The sequence below is a fragment of the Caballeronia hypogeia genome, assembly GCF_001544875.2.
Lineage (GTDB): Bacteria > Pseudomonadota > Gammaproteobacteria > Burkholderiales > Burkholderiaceae > Caballeronia > Caballeronia hypogeia.
Genome location: NZ_FCOA02000021.1, coordinates 129,181 through 145,222, shown reverse-complemented (window position 1 = coordinate 145,222; position 16,042 = coordinate 129,181). Strand labels below are relative to the sequence as shown.

Here is a 16,042-nt window from a genome sequence, read left to right as displayed (position 1 = left end):
CCACACTCGCTTCCGCAGCTCAACCTCATGGGCTCTAAACATTAAATCCGCCGTTGCGCTTCAACCTTGAAACCGCCGAGCCTCAACGTCCTGATTCGAGTGGCTAAGGAAATCGATTTAGATAGTTAGTACTTCGAGTTTTCATAGAGATGACATTCTCTATCCAACTTCATTTTTGGACCACGTTCGGAGAGAAAAAATGAAAGCCAGATTGAGGTTTCGCCTTTCCTTTCCCGGCAGTCTCGCGGCGTGCTGCGCGCTAAGTTATGCCGCATGCTTCGCCACGCAGGCAGCATGGGCCAAGGACACTCAACTGAACGTCTATAACTGGTCCGACTATATTGCGCCGGACACCATCTCCAACTTCACCAAGCAAACCGGCATCACCGTGAAGTACGACAACTACGACAGCGACGACACGCTTCAGGCCAAGCTTCTCACCGGCAACTCGGGTTATGACGTCGTCGTACCGACCAGCAATTACGCCGGAAAACAGATCGCGGCGGGCATCTTCGCACCGCTCGACAAGTCGAAGCTGCCGAACCTGAAGAATCTCGATCCGGCCTTGATGAAGCTCGTGGCGGGCGCCGATCCCGGCAACAAGTACGTCGTGCCGTGGGCCTACGGCACGACCGGTCTCGGCTATAACGTAACCAAAGTGCAGCAGATACTCGGCAAGGACACCCCGCTGGATAGCTGGGACATTCTCTTCAAGCCGGAGAACATCTCGAAGCTGAAGGCTTGCGGCGTGTCCGTGCTCGATGCGCCGGATCAGATGTTCGCGGCCGCACTGCACTACATGGGCCGGGACCCGATGAGCACGAACCCCGCCGACTATCGGGCGGCGCTCGTCATGCTCAAAAAGATCCGCCCATATATCCGCCAGTTCAATTCGTCCGGCTATATCAACGATCTGGTCGGAGGCGATATCTGCTTCACGTACGGATGGTCCGGGGATGTCGTGATCGCCAAGCATCGCACGATAGAGGCGAACAAGCCCTACAAGATCGAGTACTACATTCCGAAAGGCGGCGCACCCGTCTGGTTCGACGTGATGGCCATTCCGAAGGACGCGAAGCACAAGGAAGCCGCGCACGAGTGGATCAACTACATCGAAACGCCGCAGGTCCACGCCGCGATCACGAACGCCGTCTACTATCCGAGCGCGAATGCGCAGGCCAAACAATACGTGAAGCCGGACGTCGCCAACGATCCGGCCGTCTATCCTCCGGAAGACGTCGTGCAGACGCTCTTTCTTCTGAAACCACTGCCGCAGGACATTCAGCGCTTGCAAACGCGCCTCTGGACAGAATACAAATCGGGCCGTTGATCCATTGGAAGAATCGGTCTTCGAGAGAGAGGTGAAATCATGGAATCAGTCAGCAGATTCAGCCGGACGTGCAGCATTGCAGCGAGCCTGATCGGTCTGGTAACAACGGGCATGCCAGCGCTCGCCGTTGCTCAGGGCATCCCGAAGCAGGCGAACTTCGAGGTCACGTTCTATGGCGTGGGCGCCGCTACTAAAATCATGCCGGTGGAAGGCGACGACGCCGTGACGCTGCACGAGGACACACTACTCTTCGTCAACAACGCATCCACGCCGCTGTTCCAGAATGTCGTTTCGAAGTGCTTTTCAGTCAACTATACGAAAGGCTTGCTCAACGGCTATTGCGTCTTTACCGATAAAGACGGCGACAAGTTCGTCGAAACCATCAGTCGCACCGCCGGCACGAAGACGGGCAAGGGCACACTCGGTTCCGGGACCGGAAAGTACAAGGGAATCGATGGCCAGCTCGAATGGGAACCGGTCGCATTCCTGCCCGCGGACAAGGGGACCTATAACTTCGTCGGCAAGAAAACCGGGCATTACCGGCTGCCGTAAAAACAGCATTAACTTTCCCGGCGCTTGGGTATAAGGTTTATAAGCGCACGACCTTTTGCTGCGCTCGCCTCATCAGGCGACTCTTCTGGTGCCGCTGCCACCTCGAGCGCCACGCGCGGTTCTTCCGCGTGCAACGGGTCCTTTCCATAAACCCGGCGCAACATCACGCATCTTCTCTCGCAACCGGGTCAAGGCCGAGGCGTATGCCGCGACATGTTCCGCATGCGCGTTCACGCTTTCACGCCGACACAGCAAAGGACCGTCAGGTAACAGAAAGCCTTTGTTGTAGGAGTTCGCCATGAAGATCATTCTCACCTCGGCCGCCATGGTGGCCGCGTTTTCACTAGGCACGCTGACTCAGGCACAGGAAACGAGCGATACGCTGCAATCGATTCCGGCATCCGCGCAGCAAAATGCGCAAGGCGCCACGCCCTCCGGCGACACCGCATATGGCGGCGTGCCTGCCGGCCAGAGCGCCAGCGGCAAGTCTTCGAAATGGTCAGCCGGCCCGCAGGTCAACTGCGCGCCGAGGCCTTTCTGCGACATCTATTCGGGTGGTGGACAGTGAGTACGGTTCATCGAGCGGCCTCAGCGGATGCGCGCATGCGTCCGCGAGGGGCCGCGGTTTTGCATCATCGGGAATTCCTCGCTTCACGTTGAGCCCATTCGCGCGCCGATTTTCAGACGCGGTTATGATCGACCGGCACGATTCGATTCACTACTTCCACGAGCGTGAAGCCATGAGTCCCTTGCCGCCCTCCCTGCCTTATCGCAATGCTCTCATCATCGGCGCCGGTCCCGGCATCAGCGCGTCGCTCACGCGGCGTCTGCGCGCGGAAAACATTCCGGTCGTCATCGCTGCGCGCAATGTCGACAAGCTCGCCGCGCTCGTCGATGAAACCGGCGCGATCGCGCTGCCCGTCGATGCCACCCAAGCCAGCGAAGTCGAAGCGCTTTTCAACGAGGCCGACGCCCGCATCGGCGCGCCGGAAATCGTGATCTACAACGCGAGCGGCCGGGTGCGCGGACCGATCGTCGAACTCGATGCGGCCGAAGTCGGGAACGCCATCGCCGTGTCCGCGCTGGGCGCGTTCCATGCGGTTCAGCAGGCCGCGAGACGCATGACGTCCGCGGGCAAGGGCGCGATCCTGCTGACCGGCGCGACCGCCGGAGTGAAGGGCTTCGCGCTGTCCGCGCCGTTCGCGATGGGCAAGTTCGCGTTGCGCGGCCTCGCGCAGAGCGCCGCGCGCGAACTCGCGCCGAAGGGCATCCATGTGGCGCATTTCGTCATTGATGGCGGGGTGCGCGCGGATCATCGCCCGGAACCGGCGGATGCGCCCGACAGCATGCTCGACCCCGACGCCATCGCGCAGACGTATATGGACGTGCTGCGTCAGCATCGCAGCGCGTGGGCATGGGAAATCGAATTGAGGCCGTGGGTGGAGAAGTTCTGAGGCGTGGAGATTCAATACGTGGGCGGTGAAATCACCCACACGACCATCGCCTCCGTCTCCCCGCGATTGGCCCAGCGAAAGGGCTCACGCGCGATCCGGAAGCTATCGCCGGCGGACAACTGGAACGCGTGCTCGCCGATCCACACATCGAGTTCGCCCTTGACCAGATAGCCTTCTTCCTCGGTATCGCGCAGGGTCGCTTCCGGCAGCACCGCGCCGGGCGCGAAGGTGCTCAGGAACATCTCGAAAGGGCCGCCGATATTCGGCGAAAGCAGTTCCTCGACGAGCCCGTCAGTCACCGTGCCGAGCCGACGCCGCCCGCCCGTGCGCACCACGCGCCCCACTTCGGCGGCCGGCTTCGTGTCCGACATGAAGAACCATCCGAGCGGCACGCCGAGCGTGTGCGCGACACGTCTCAGATCGGAGATGGAGATTTCCGCGCGGCCGCAACAGCCTCAGGTCGAAGTCGCTGATCTGGCCTTCGAGATGAATCTTGACTACCGGCACGGACGTTTTCCTCGCGGCTCGTCGAATGGATGAGGATCATCCGTTCCGCGTCCGAAAATAGGTTGCGGGGTTTTGCCTGTCAAGAGGCGATTCAAGAGGCCGTGCGCGGACCGATCACCTTCCCGAGCACACGCATGCCCTGCCGGATCTGCTCGACGGTGAGGCTGGCGTAGCCGAGCATCAGGCCCGCGGCACGGCTTCGCGCGGAACGCCGCTCAGCGGCGAACAGCACCGACACCGGATAGACGCCCACGCCATGATCGTTCGCGCGCGCGGCCAGAGCGGCCTCGTCCTTCGCCTTCAGGAACGGCAGCCACAACACCACATGCAGTCCGGCCGCCGTGCCTGTGACATGCGCACCGGCCGGCAGCATCTCCGTAATGGCGTCGAGCAGGGCCGTGCGGCGGCGCTCGTATTCGCGCCGCATGCGGCGCACGTGACGCTCGTATGCGCCGCCTTCGATCAGCGCGGCGAGCACGCGCTGATCGAGCACCGGCGCGTGCCGGTCGGAAAGCCGCTTGGCCTGCCGGAACACGTGCACGAGCTCATGCGGCAGGACCAGATAGCCGAGCCTCAGATGCGGCGACAGCGCCTTGGAAAACGTGCCGATATAAATCACGCGGCCGTGCGTATCGATGGATTGCAGTGCATCGATCGGACGCTGGCCGTAGCGGAACTCGCCGTCGTAATCGTCTTCGATGACCCACGCGCCGTGCCGACGCGCCCATTGCAGCAGCTCATGCCGCCGCCCGATGGGCAGCACGCCGCCCAGCGGAAACTGATGCGACGGCGTCACGTACACGATGCGCGCGCGCTCGTCCCCGGGCAGACGCGCGGTGTCGAGACCGTGCTCATCGACGGCGGCGGACACGAGCCGTCCGCCCGCCGCCTCGAAGCATTGCCGCGCGATCAGATAGCCGGGGTCCTCGAATACGAACGCGTCGCCGGGATCGAGCAGCAGGCGCGCGCAGAGGTCTAGCGCCTGCTGCGTGCCGCTCACCATGACGATCTGTTCGATGTCGCAGACCAGGCCGCGAGCGCGTCCCAGATACGCCTGCAGCGCGCGCCGCAGCGACGCATCGCCTTCCGGCGCGACGTAGTAGAGATCGTCCTGTTGCCGCAGCAGTTCCGCCTGATACGCGCGGCGCCACGCGAGCGTAGGGAAGTCGCGCGCGGACAGCGCGCCGTATAGAAAATTGATGCGCCCTCTCTCGGTGGACGGCAACGCGGGCGCGCGCATCTTTTCCACGCGGTGTCCATATGCGGAAAGCGCGGGCGCCACACGGGACGCACGGCGGGAACGCTTCATCGTCGTGTCGGCGCGCGTGTCGGGCGTCTTCGCCACGCGCGCCGCGCGTCCCGCCGACGTGACGATGAAGCCTTCCGCCGCGAGCTGCTCGTAGGCCGCGGTGACGGTGGTGCGCGACACTCCCAGCTCCGACGCGAGCGCGCGCGTCGATGGCGCGGCTGCGCCCGCGGGCAGCGTGCCATCGGCGATCTGGCCGCGCAGCAGATCGTAGATGCGCCGGCCGGCGCCCGCATCGTCTGACGAAGAGGTCTTGAACTGGCCCATGGAAAATCACCGAAACTGGATCTTCTCATTGTGCCTGTTTCGCGCGACAGTAACGTTTCGCCCAATACCCGCCTGCCGAGAGATCACGATGTACATTCCCCCGCATTTCGCCGAAACGCGCCCCGAGGAACTGCTGCGGATCATTCGCGCGCATCCGCTGGGCATGCTCGTCACGCACGACAGCAACGGCCTCGACGCCAATCACATTCCCTTCGAATTCGACCCGGATCACGGCGAGCACGGTCTGCTCACGGCGCATGTCGCGCGCGCCAACGACATCTGGAAACGCTGCCCGACCGGCACGCCCGTCATGGTCGTGTTTCGCGGCGCGGACGCGTACATCTCGCCGAACTGGTACCCGAGCAAGCACGAAGCGCATCGGCAAGTGCCGACGTGGAACTATGAAGTCGTGCACGCGCACGGCACGCTTACCATCCGCGACGACGAGAACTTCGTGCGCGGCATGGTCGGGCGTCTGACGCGAAGGCACGAAGCCAACGAGCCGAGGCCGTGGAAGATGGGCGACTCGGAGCGCGAGTTCATCGATGGCCTGTTGCGCTCGATCGTGGGCATCGAGATCGCGGTGACATCGCTCGTCTGCAAGGCCAAGCTCAGTCAGAACAAGGACGCGCGCGATCGCGACAACGCCGCCGACATGCTCGAGTCGCGCGGGCACCAAGAACTCGCCCGCTCCATGCATACGGACAAATGACCAACATCATGTCGTTCATCGCGTTTCTGATTGCGGCAATCGTTCTTGCCATCACGCCCGGTCCGGGCATCGCCTATGTGGTCGCGCGCACGGCGGCGGGCGGTCGCGCCGAAGGTCTTGCGTCGTGTCTCGGCACCGCGCTCGGCGGGCTCGTTCATGTGATCGCGGCCGCGCTCGGGCTGTCGCTGCTGATCGCCGAATCCGCCATGCTCTTCGGGCTCGTGAAGTACATCGGCGCGGCTTATCTGCTGTATCTGGGCATGCGACTGTTGTTGCGCGCGGAGCAGCCGCCGAAGGTGGAAGCGGTTCAGTCGAAAGGCGCGGGCCGCACCCTGCGCGAAGGGATCATGGTCGAGGCATTCAATGTGAAGACCGCGCTGTTCTTCCTCGCCTTTCTGCCTCAATTCGCCGCGCCGGAGCACGCGCTCGCGCCGCAACTGGCCTTGATGGGCGGCATCTGCGTGGCATTGAACACGCTCGTCGATGTCGTCGCGGTGTTCGCCGCCGCGCGTCTGCTTCAATCGGGCGCGGCGCGGGCCGCACGGGAACGGCTCATGACGCGCGCGTCAGGCGCCGTGATGGTGGGATTGGGCGCGTATCTCGCGATGGCGCGCCGCACGGCCTAACGCGGCGCCGACACCACTTCGAGCGCAACGAGATTGGAAACGTAGCGTCCTGCCTTGCCATCGTTGGGAATCACCAGTCGAGCGAAACCAGTCGATGTCAGCGGCGCGCCGTTCATCGCATACGCAACCATGTCGGGCTGATTGCCGAAGTCGGGCGACAGCTCGGCCAGCGAAACCACCGTGCGATAACCATCGCTGCCGGTTGCGACCAGATAGAAGCCCAGCAGATCGTTCTTGTTCGCGGCATTCGTCTGAATGCCGGCCGCGTCGAGCAGGCTCCACAAACTCACGCCCGTGTACGTGCTCGTGCCCACCGTGCGCGTGACGGCAGGCAACGCCTGGAGCGCCGCCAGATCGTAAGTTGCCGGGTGCGCCAACGCGCCGGATAGCTGGAACTGCGCGGTGACCCCGCCGCCGCTCGCCGTCGCCGTGGACGTCGCCGTATGCACCTCCAGCTTCACCAGATTGGACACGTAGCGGCCGCCCTTCACATCGCCTGGCGCGGTGACGCGCAGCGGACCGTCCGTCGATGTCAACGCGGCACTCGCGCCGTTGATCGTTTCGGCATAAGCCACTTCGTTGCCGCGATTGCCGAAATCCGGGCTGATCTCGCCCATCGCGAATAACGCCCGATAGTTATCGCTCCCGGTCGCGACGACGTACTTGCCGAGCACATCGTTCTTCACGGCCGGATTCGTGACGATGCCGACCTGGTTCAACAAGGTCCATAGGCTCGCGCCGGTATAGACATGCGTTTGCGGACCGCTGCCGCTGCCGAAGGACACGGTCTGCGTGACGGCCGGCAGCGCCTGAATTTGCGCGAGCGTCAGATTCGTCTGTGCAGTAACGTCGCCGGATACGCTCAGGCTGGCTTGCGTCGCGGGCGGCGACGAATCGTCGCCGCCGCCGCACGACGCTGCAACGAATGGCAACAGCGCCAGCAGGAACAGCGGTGCAGCGAATCGCTTCAGTCCGGTCAAAGATCTCATCGCTCGATTCCTTTTTGATAACCTTCGGATAACCTTCGCTATATCCTTGAAGATATAGCGTGAGAACATTACAGAATCGCGTGCAAAAGGCAATGGCCGAAATCCCGCACGACATGCGCCGCGGACAATTGCGCATTCAGCAGACAATCGACGCAAACCCATCTGCTATAAATCGATTCAGCCCGACTCGCTTTGGCGGAGGCGCGAGATGCCCTTCCTCGATGTTTACGGCCGCACGCATCAGCTCGACGCCCAGACGATCGGCGTCATCGCGACGCGCCTCGAAGCGCGCGCGAACAGCATGCGATACATGGACATGCTGCGCGGCTATCTCGAAGCGATCGATCTCGCCGCCGCGAACGACGTGCTGGCTTTGGGCTGCGGAACGGGCGTCGAGGTGCGCGAACTGGTGCGCCAGCCGCGCTTCAAGGGCCGCGTGACAGCAGTCGACATCAGTCCGACGCTCATCGAAGCCGGGCAACGCGTGGCCGCGCAAGAAGGATTGCAGGACCGCATCGCATGGCGGGTGGACGACGCGCAGGACCCGAGCCTGCCGGACGCCGCGTTCGATCTCGTGATCGCGCACACGCTCCTGAGTCACGTTCCCGAGCCGGACAAGGTGATCCGGCACGCGGCGCGCGTCGTGAAACCGGGCGGAACGGTGGCCGTTTTCGATGGCGACTACGGAACGCTCACCTTCGGCGCCGATCGCGACATGGATGAAAAGATCATTGCTGCGTTGATTGCGAATCCGCGCATTTTGCGGCGCATGCCGCGATTGCTGAAGGACGCCGAACTCGAATTGATCGATAGCCGCGGCTGGGCGCTCACCGAGATCGGGCGAGCCGATTTCTTTCTCGGCGGTTTGCAATCCTTCTCCGCGCTCTTGCCGAAGACCGGCGTCGCGACGCAAGAACAGGTCGATACCTTCGTCGCGAATCGATTGCGCGCCAGCGAAGAAGGCACCTTCTTCGGCGGCTATAACTTCTACGCGATGATCGCGCGCAAACCGCGCTGACGAATCAGCTGATCGCCATCGATTCGGTCATGTTCTGCCGCATGTAATCGAGGAAGCGCTTCTGGAACAGCATGGTGTGTTCGTGCGCGCAGCGCTCGGCGGCATCGGCGTCCTTGCGCGCGATGGCGTCGATGAGATCGACGTGATCGCGCCCGAGCTTCGTCGCGGACGGCGAAGTCGCGGTGAAATCGAAATGAAGATGCGACAGCCGCTGGCCCTCGCCGAGCAGCCGCTCGTAATAGCCGACGAAATAAGGATTGTTCGCCGCATGCGCGATGGCAATGTGCAAAGCCTTGTTGGTTTCGGTCATCGCCTGATAGTCGCCGCTGTCGACGGCCTTCACGTAGGCGTCGTCGGCCTTGCGGATGCGCGCCATGTCGGCTTCGCTTCGGTACGTGGCCGCGAGCCGCGTCACCGCGCGCTGAATCAGGTCCAGCGCGGAAATGTACTTCGGGAACTCTTCGATTTCGAAAGGCGTGACGAGCGTCGTGCGGTTCGGAAGAATGGTGACGAGGCCTTCGCTGATGAGGCGGGCGAGCGCATCGCGCACCGGCGAGCGCGAGAGACCGAATTGCGCGGCGAGCGATACTTCGTCGAGCGGCGCGCCCGGCTTCAGTTGCAGAGTCAGGATCTGCTTGCGCAACTCTTCGTAGATGTATCGACCGCCATGCCGACGGCCACCCGACTCCGTCTCCGTGCTCGCTTTGCTCATGCTGTCCCCGCCGTCATCGTGGGCCCGGAAAGACGGGCGCGCATTCAAGTTTATCATCGCGCGCACTCCGTCTCAGACCGTCGGAAAGCCCGATCCCCACGTATCGCTCAGCATGAATCCGTCGGATAGCGGATCGTCCGGGTCGACGCCGATCTGCTGCATGCCGTATAGCCACGCGCGTCCGCGCACACGCGGCAGCACTGCGGGCTTGCCGCCGACTTCGGCCGTGCCGAGCAACTCGATGCCGAACTCGCCGCCGATGGTCGAACGCGACGTCAGGCGGCTGCCGACATCGGCCAGCCCGCGCGCGTGCAAGGTCGCGAGATTGGCCGAGCTGCCGGTGCCGCATGGCGAACGGTCGACGCGTCCCGGCGGCAAGGTCGTGCAGGTCTGATAGAGCGCGTCATTCACGCGATGACGGAACATGACATACGCGACTTGATCGATTTCGGCGAACAGCGGATGCCGGATATCGATCTGCCGGTTGATCGTGTCTTTCAGCGCGACGCCGAGTTCCGCGAGCGCGCGCGCGTTTTCGGGGGCGATCGCAAGACCGGTCTGCTCCACATCGATCAATGCGTAATACACGCCGCCGAACGCGATATCCGCGCGGATGTTGCCGAGCCGCGGCGTTTCGATCACAACGTCGAGCCGCTCGACGAACGCCGGCACCATGTCGAGCGACACGCCGGTGCAACGTCCGTCCGCGCAACTCGCGCGCGCGGTGACGAGTCCGGCGGGCGTATCGAGCACCACGGTCGTCTCGGGCTCGCGCATCTCGATCATGCCGAGTTCGAGCAAGGCCGTGACGACGCATATCGCATTGCTGCCCGACATCGGATGCGCCTTGTCCGCCTGCAACACGATGAAACCCGCATGCGCTTCCGGACGCGTCGGCGGCAGCAGCAGATTCACCGACATCTGCAGACAGCCGCGCGGCTCCAGCACGACGAGGCGGCGCAGGCTGTCATCGACCTCGTTGAGGTAGTTCATCTTGTCGAGCATGGTCTCGCCCGGAATGCCGACGACTCCGCCTGTGATCACCTTGCCGATCTCGCCTTCGCAATGCACGTCGACGAGTTGCAGCGTCTTTTTCCAGCGCATGATGTCCCGGTCCTATTTGATGTACCAGCCCCACGGCTGATCGCTTTCATAGCGCGTGATCTGCTTGGTTTCCAGATAGTTGTTCAAGCCCCACTCGCCCAGTTCGCGGCCGATTCCGCTCTGCTTGTAGCCGCCCCAGGGCGCCTCGGTGAAGGTCGGCTGCGAGCAGTTGATCCACACGATGCCCGCGCGCAACGCACGAGCGACGCGTTCGCACCGCACCGTGTCCCGCGACATCACGGCGGCGGCGAGGCCGAAGCGCGAGTCGTTGGCGGAGCGCACGGCTTGCGCTTCGTCGTCGAAGGGACGAATGCACACCACGGGCCCGAATATCTCTTCGTTCCAGATCCAGCTTTCGGCGGGCACATCGGCGAATATCGCGGGCTCCATGAAATAGCCCCGGTCGAGATGCGCCGGCCTGCCGCCGCCGGTCACGAGTCGCGCGCCTTCGCTGACGCCGCGCTCGACCGCTTCGCGCACCTTGTCGTATTGCGCGCGGCTCACGATCGGCCCGAGCAGCACGCCTTCCTCCAAGCCATTGCCGATCGTGATCTTGCGCGTTTCTTCTTCGAGCCGGTCGAGCAGGCGTTCGTAGATGCCGCGCTGCACGAGCACGCGCGACGTGGCCGAGCATACTTCACCCTGATTCCAGAAGATGCCGAACATGATCCATTCGACGGCGGCGTCGATATCGGAGTCATCGAACACGATGAACGGCGACTTGCCGCCTAGTTCGAGGCTGATGTTCTTGATGTCGCGCGCGGCCGCCTGCATGATGCGGCTCCCCGTCGGCACGCTGCCGGTGAACGCCAGCTTGTCGATGCCCGGATGTTCGGCGAGCGGCGCGCCCGCGTCCTTGCCGAGACCGGTCACGACATTGAGCACGCCGGGCGGAAGGTCGGCGGCGGCGGCGATATCGGCGAGCTCCAGCGCCGTCAGCGGCGTGAGCTCGGAAGGCTTCAGCACCATCGTGCAGCCGGCCGCGAGCGCGGGCGCGACCTTCCACGCGGCCATCAGCATGGGGAAATTCCACGGGATGATCGCGCCCGCCACGCCGACCGGCTCCTTGCGCGCGATCGAGCTGAAGCGGTCATCGGAGAGTTTGATCGGCGTTTCGGCGTGGTCGTCGAGTTGTTCGGCGAGACCCGCGTAGAACTCGAAGCAGCCCGCCGCGTCGCCCAGATCCCACAGCGCTTCGGGCAGCGGCTTGCCGTTGTCGCGCACTTCGAGCTCCGCCAGTTCGCTAAGCCGGTCGCGAATACCCCTGGCGATACGGCGCAACACCGTCGCGCGCTCGACGCCGCGCATGCGCGGCCACGGACCTTCGTCGAAGGCGCGGCGCGCGGCCTTCACCGCGAGATCGATATCTTCCGATGTCGCCGCGGCGACGTTCGCGATCACCTGCTCGTTGCTCGGATCGAGCGTCTCGAAGCTGCCTCGTTTGCCGGGCGCAACCCAGCGGCCGTCGATGAAAAGCTGGTCGTACGATTTCATGAAGTGTGTCTCGTCAAAAGCGATAGGCGCTGAAAGGCGCGAGATTCTGCTTCGTCGTGCGGCCGGCGACCATGTCCGCGATCAGCCGTCCGGTCGTCGCGCCGAGCGTGAGGCCGAGCTGCCCGTGACCGAACGCCATCAACACGTTCCTTAGACGGCGCGAACGGTCGATGACCGGTTTCGTGTCCGGCAGGAACGGCCGGTAACCGACGCCGTATTCGACCTGCGATGTCCTCATCTCCGGCAGCACGCGCTTCGCTTTTGCGAGGATGATGTCCGCGCGCCTGAAGTTGGGTGCGGCGCCCTCGCCCGCGAATTCAATGGTGCCGCCTATTTGCAGGCCGCGCGTCATCGGCGTGAAGCAGAAGCCGCCATCGGCATAGATGATCGAATGACGAATCTCGACGCCCGGGTCCCGCACCACGGCCTGATAGCCGGCGATGCCCGCGAGCGGCACGCTCACGCCCAGCGCGTCGAAGAAACGTCGCGCGCCCGTACCCGCCGCCACGACCACATGGCGCGCCTGCACGCGCTCGCCGTTCGCGAGCGTGACGCCGGTTGCAAGACCGTTCGCCTCATCGATACGGCTCGCCTCCGTCCTGATGCGAACGCCGCCTTGCGCGATGAAACTCCCGGTCAACGCCGCGATGAAGCCCATCGTGTCGTTCACCGAACGCCACTCCGGGAACAGCAGACCATGCGAGAACTTGCCCGCGAGCGCCGGTTCGAGGTCGCCGATCTCCTGACCATTCAATTGCTGCGATCTGAAGCCCAGCGATTCGCGCAATTCCAGATGCGGCCGCTCGCGATCGAGCGCGGCGGGATCGTCGAAGAGTTCGAGGATCGGGCGTTCGCCCATCAGTGACTTGTCGTCGCAGGCGTCGAGCAGCGGCGCGTAGTCCGCGTAGACATCTTGTGTGAGCGTGGCCATCGACTGCGCGATCTCGACGATCTTCGCGTGCCGCGCGCTCATCAGAAAGCGCATGAACCAGGGGATGATGCCCGGCAACGCGCTCGGACGAAGCGCGAGCGGCCCGGTCTGATCCATCAGCCAGCCGGGAATCTTCATGAGGATGCCCGGTTTGGAAAGCGGAATGATCTCGCTCACCGCCATCTGGCCGCAACTCCACTTCGCCGTGCTGTTGCCGGGCGCTTCCGGATCGATCAGCGTGACCGCGTATCCGCCGCGTTGCAGATACAGCGCGCAGCACACGCCGACAATGCCGCCGCCGATCACGACGGCGGTTTCCTGATTCGCGGGAAGCGGATCGCGCGAAGCGAAATCGTGAGGAACGGCGTTCACTTGGCGAACTCCCGAAGGCTGAAGCCATGCGCGTAGGGCTGCGCGTCATCGACATAATGTTCCGCGCGTCCGGTCAGACAGGCGCGCCCTTCGACGCTCGGCAACACGGCGTCGAGACCGTTGCGCAGTTTCGCCGTCGCTTCGACGCGGCCGATGAACGTGCTGCCGATCAGACTCTGATGACGGAACGCCTGACCATGCGCGAGCAAACCGCGCGCATGCCGCTGCGCGACGCGCGCCGAAGTGCCTGTGCCGCACGGCGACCGGTCGATGAGGCTATCGCCCGCGATGACAACGGCGCGCGCATCGGCATCGTTCGATAAGGGCGCGCCGGTCCACATCGTGTGATTGACGCCGCGAATCGTCGGGTTGTCGGGATGGACCACATCGATCGCGCGGTTCACGGCGGCTTGCATCTCGCGCCCCCAAGTCAGCAAGTCTTCCGGCGCGAAATGCTCGCAACCGGGGAAGTTCGGCTGAACCTCGACGATCGGATAGAAGTTGCCGCCGTATGCGATATCCACGACCAGCTTGCCGAAATGCGGATGCACGATTTCGATATCGCGATGAAGCAGAAAGCTCGGCACATTCGTGAAGCGCACCGATGAAACACCCGCGCCATCCATCTCGTAGCGAGCGGTGAGCCTGCCTGCGGGAACATCGACGATAACCGTGCCCGGCGTCTTCGGCCTGACGAGCCCCGCTTCGATCGCGAACGAAACGGAGCCGATCGACGCATGCCCGCACATCGGCAGACAGCCCGACGTCTCGATAAAGATCAGACTCATGTCCGCGTCTTCCGACAGCGGCGGATAAAGCAAGGTGCCCGACATGTGCGCGTGTCCGCGCGGCTCCAGCATCAGCGCGCGGCGAATCCAGTCGTGATGCTCGACGAACTCGCGGCGGCGCGCTTCCATGGTCGCGCCGGCGAGAGGCGGCGCGCCGTCGATCACCATGCGCACCGGCATGCCTTCGGTATGACCTTCGATGGTTCTGAAACTATGTCTGCTCATCCGAACCTCTCGCAGTTTCAAAAATGCCGGCGGGCGTGCCGCCGGCTTCGCGTTCGCATCAGCCCTGAGCCGCTTCGAATACGGCGCGGAACCCGGCTTTTTCCTCGTCGGTCAGCGGCTTGAGCGGCATGCGCGCCGTGCCGACCTTGAAGCCCGCGAGCTCGCAACCGTACTTCACCTTCTGCACGAACTTGCCGGCTTCCATCGTCGCCATGACCGGGAACAGCGAGCGCATCACGTTCTGCGCGCCGCGAATGTCGCCGGCTTCGAACTTATTGTAGAAATCGACGACCTGTTTCACAAAGCAGTTCGCGGGTCCGCAAATCCAGCTGCTCGCGCCCCACAGGAAAAAGTCGAGCGCCTGGTCGTCCGAGCCGCACGAAAGCTGATAGTGATCCTTGTACTTCTCGCCGATCTCGATCGCGCGCAGCAGATTGCCGCTGCTTTCCTTGATGCCGACGACGCGCGGATTGTCCTTGAACGCTTCGAGCACTTCGAAGCCAACTTCGACATTCGTGCGCACCGGATAGTTGTACAGCACGAGATCGACGTCCGGCACCGCGTCCAGGATCGCTTCGTAGTGACCGATCAGCTCTTCCTGCGAAGGCAGCGCGTAGTACGGCGGCGCGATCAGCACGGTCTTGTAGCCTGCATCGCGCACGAGTCGCGTCTGCTCGATCACTTCGCGCGTGGATGATCCGTTGGCGCCGCCGATCAGCGTGCCGCGATTGCCGACCACTTCGAGCACTGTCTTCAGGATGGCGCGGCGCTCGTCGTGCGTGAGCGCGTAATACTCGCCCGTCGAACCGAGCGGCACGAAGCCCGTGACGCCCGCCTTGAGCTGAAATTCGAGGATGTTCGCGAGCGTGTCGTGATCGACGGCGCCCGATGCGTTGAACGGGGTGACGAGTGCGGGAAGAATGCCTTTCATCTGCATGTGTTGCTCCACTTGAATGACGTGTCGATGGACCGGGACGGGTTAATACGCAAAGCGCCTGAGCAGTCGCGTCTCCACGACACCGACCAGGCGCGTGAGAGGAAACGCAACGAGGAAATAAATGATCGCGACCGTGGTAAGGAACTCGATAGGCTTGGCGGTGCTGTTGGAAATGTTCTGCCCGACGAACATCAGATCCGCTACGCCCACCGATGAAATCAGCGCGCTTTCCTTGAACAGGCTGACGACGCTGGAAAGCAGCGGCGGAATCGCGCGCAGCAACGCTTGCGGGAAGATCACGTAGAGGATCTTGGCCTGCGGCGTGAGACTCAGCGCGATGCACGCGTCATGCTGCTCGGCGGAGATGGACTTCAGCGCGCCACGGAAGGTCTCGCTCGTGATCGCCGCCATGTAGAGCGTCAGCGAGATGACCACCGACATATACGGCGCAATCGGAATGTGAAACACCACCGGAAAGCAGAAGAACACCCAGAAGAGCTGGATCAGGAGCGGCGTGCCGCGAAAGAACTCGACGTAGAGCGTGGTCGCGGTCTTCATCCAGCGCGAGGGCGACATCCGCAGGAGACTCAGCACGAAACCCGCGAGACTGCCGATCACCGCGCAACTGCTGGTGAACGCGAGCGTCAGCGCCAGGCCCTTGAGCAACACGAGCCAGTAAGGCAAAACGGCGGAAAAGTCGAGATGCATGGTGTTCTCC

At 63.4% G+C, this 16,042-nt stretch carries 17 protein-coding genes; 7 read left to right on the top strand and 10 right to left on the bottom strand.

Annotated features, from left to right (window positions below):
* Window positions 1-199 precede the first annotated feature (199 nt).
* The 4 genes from AWB79_RS26140 to AWB79_RS26125 all read left to right on the top strand — a co-directional run bounded on the left by AWB79_RS26140 (window position 200) and on the right by AWB79_RS26125 (window position 3,336).
* A complete protein-coding gene (locus tag AWB79_RS26140) occupies window positions 200-1,330 on the top strand; it encodes a polyamine ABC transporter substrate-binding protein (protein ID WP_061170329.1) in 1,131 nt (376 codons plus the stop codon).
* Between the two features lie 39 nt (window positions 1,331-1,369).
* Window positions 1,370-1,882, top strand: coding sequence for a hypothetical protein (locus tag AWB79_RS26135; RefSeq protein WP_232471021.1), 513 nt, complete (start codon window positions 1,370-1,372; stop codon window positions 1,880-1,882).
* Window positions 1,883-2,180: 298 nt separating this feature from the next.
* Window positions 2,181-2,450: a hypothetical protein gene (locus tag AWB79_RS26130; protein WP_061170328.1), complete on the top strand. Its 270-nt coding sequence runs from the start codon at window positions 2,181-2,183 to the stop codon at window positions 2,448-2,450.
* Between the two features lie 172 nt (window positions 2,451-2,622).
* Window positions 2,623-3,336 (top strand): SDR family NAD(P)-dependent oxidoreductase, encoded by a 714-nt coding sequence (locus AWB79_RS26125; RefSeq protein WP_061170349.1) that lies wholly within the window; start codon window positions 2,623-2,625, stop codon window positions 3,334-3,336.
* Between the two features lie 11 nt (window positions 3,337-3,347).
* Here AWB79_RS26125 and AWB79_RS26120 read toward each other — a convergent pair whose 3' ends face one another.
* Both AWB79_RS26120 and pdxR read right to left on the bottom strand, forming a co-directional pair.
* Window positions 3,348-3,707 (bottom strand): cupin domain-containing protein, encoded by a 360-nt coding sequence (locus AWB79_RS26120; RefSeq protein WP_232471020.1) that lies wholly within the window; start codon window positions 3,705-3,707, stop codon window positions 3,348-3,350.
* 227 nt (window positions 3,708-3,934) lie between these two features.
* Window positions 3,935-5,416: a MocR-like pyridoxine biosynthesis transcription factor PdxR gene (gene pdxR, locus AWB79_RS26115; RefSeq protein WP_061170327.1), complete on the bottom strand. Its 1,482-nt coding sequence runs from the start codon at window positions 5,414-5,416 to the stop codon at window positions 3,935-3,937.
* 88 nt (window positions 5,417-5,504) lie between these two features.
* Here pdxR and AWB79_RS26110 point away from each other — a divergent pair, with 88 nt between their 5' ends.
* Window positions 5,505-6,128 (top strand): FMN-binding negative transcriptional regulator, encoded by a 624-nt coding sequence (locus tag AWB79_RS26110; protein ID WP_061170326.1) that lies wholly within the window; start codon window positions 5,505-5,507, stop codon window positions 6,126-6,128.
* 8 nt (window positions 6,129-6,136) lie between these two features.
* Window positions 6,137-6,754, top strand: a complete 618-nt coding sequence (locus AWB79_RS26105) for a LysE family translocator (protein WP_082862470.1) — start codon at window positions 6,137-6,139, stop codon at window positions 6,752-6,754.
* Here the strand turns inward: AWB79_RS26105 and AWB79_RS26100 are convergent.
* Window positions 6,751-7,743 (bottom strand): molybdopterin-dependent oxidoreductase, encoded by a 993-nt coding sequence (locus AWB79_RS26100; protein ID WP_082862467.1) that lies wholly within the window; start codon window positions 7,741-7,743, stop codon window positions 6,751-6,753. The two genes, AWB79_RS26105 and AWB79_RS26100, sit on opposite strands and share 4 nt — an antisense overlap.
* Before the next feature lie 208 nt (window positions 7,744-7,951).
* On the opposite strand from AWB79_RS26100, the gene AWB79_RS26095 reads away from it, so the two are divergent.
* Window positions 7,952-8,761 carry a methyltransferase domain-containing protein gene (locus AWB79_RS26095; protein WP_061170325.1) on the top strand — a complete coding sequence of 270 codons (810 nt, stop codon included), beginning with the start codon at window positions 7,952-7,954 and terminating at the stop codon, window positions 8,759-8,761.
* A 4-nt stretch (window positions 8,762-8,765) separates the two neighbouring features.
* Here AWB79_RS26095 and AWB79_RS26090 read toward each other — a convergent pair whose 3' ends face one another.
* The 7 genes from AWB79_RS26090 to AWB79_RS26060 all read right to left on the bottom strand — a co-directional run bounded on the left by AWB79_RS26090 (window position 8,766) and on the right by AWB79_RS26060 (window position 16,032).
* The gene (locus AWB79_RS26090; RefSeq protein ID WP_061170324.1) at window positions 8,766-9,473 is read right to left on the bottom strand and encodes a GntR family transcriptional regulator; all 708 of its coding nucleotides are present in this window, start codon (window positions 9,471-9,473) and stop codon (window positions 8,766-8,768) included.
* A gap of 72 nt (window positions 9,474-9,545) precedes the next feature.
* Window positions 9,546-10,577: a proline racemase family protein gene (locus tag AWB79_RS26085; protein WP_061170323.1), complete on the bottom strand. Its 1,032-nt coding sequence runs from the start codon at window positions 10,575-10,577 to the stop codon at window positions 9,546-9,548.
* Between the two features lie 12 nt (window positions 10,578-10,589).
* Window positions 10,590-12,071: an aldehyde dehydrogenase family protein gene (locus AWB79_RS26080; RefSeq protein WP_061170322.1), complete on the bottom strand. Its 1,482-nt coding sequence runs from the start codon at window positions 12,069-12,071 to the stop codon at window positions 10,590-10,592.
* A 13-nt stretch (window positions 12,072-12,084) separates the two neighbouring features.
* On the bottom strand, window positions 12,085-13,374 hold the full coding sequence (locus tag AWB79_RS26075) for an NAD(P)/FAD-dependent oxidoreductase (RefSeq protein ID WP_061170321.1): 1,290 nt from the start codon (window positions 13,372-13,374) through the stop codon (window positions 12,085-12,087).
* Window positions 13,371-14,387 carry a 4-hydroxyproline epimerase gene (locus AWB79_RS26070; RefSeq protein ID WP_061170320.1) on the bottom strand — a complete coding sequence of 339 codons (1,017 nt, stop codon included), beginning with the start codon at window positions 14,385-14,387 and terminating at the stop codon, window positions 13,371-13,373. Before AWB79_RS26070 ends, AWB79_RS26075 begins: the two co-directional genes overlap by 4 nt.
* Window positions 14,388-14,445: 58 nt before the next feature.
* On the bottom strand, window positions 14,446-15,324 hold the full coding sequence (dapA, locus tag AWB79_RS26065; RefSeq protein ID WP_061170319.1) for a 4-hydroxy-tetrahydrodipicolinate synthase: 879 nt from the start codon (window positions 15,322-15,324) through the stop codon (window positions 14,446-14,448).
* Window positions 15,325-15,366: 42 nt separating this feature from the next.
* A complete protein-coding gene (locus tag AWB79_RS26060; protein WP_061170318.1) occupies window positions 15,367-16,032 on the bottom strand; it encodes an amino acid ABC transporter permease in 666 nt (221 codons plus the stop codon).
* Window positions 16,033-16,042 lie beyond the last annotated feature (10 nt).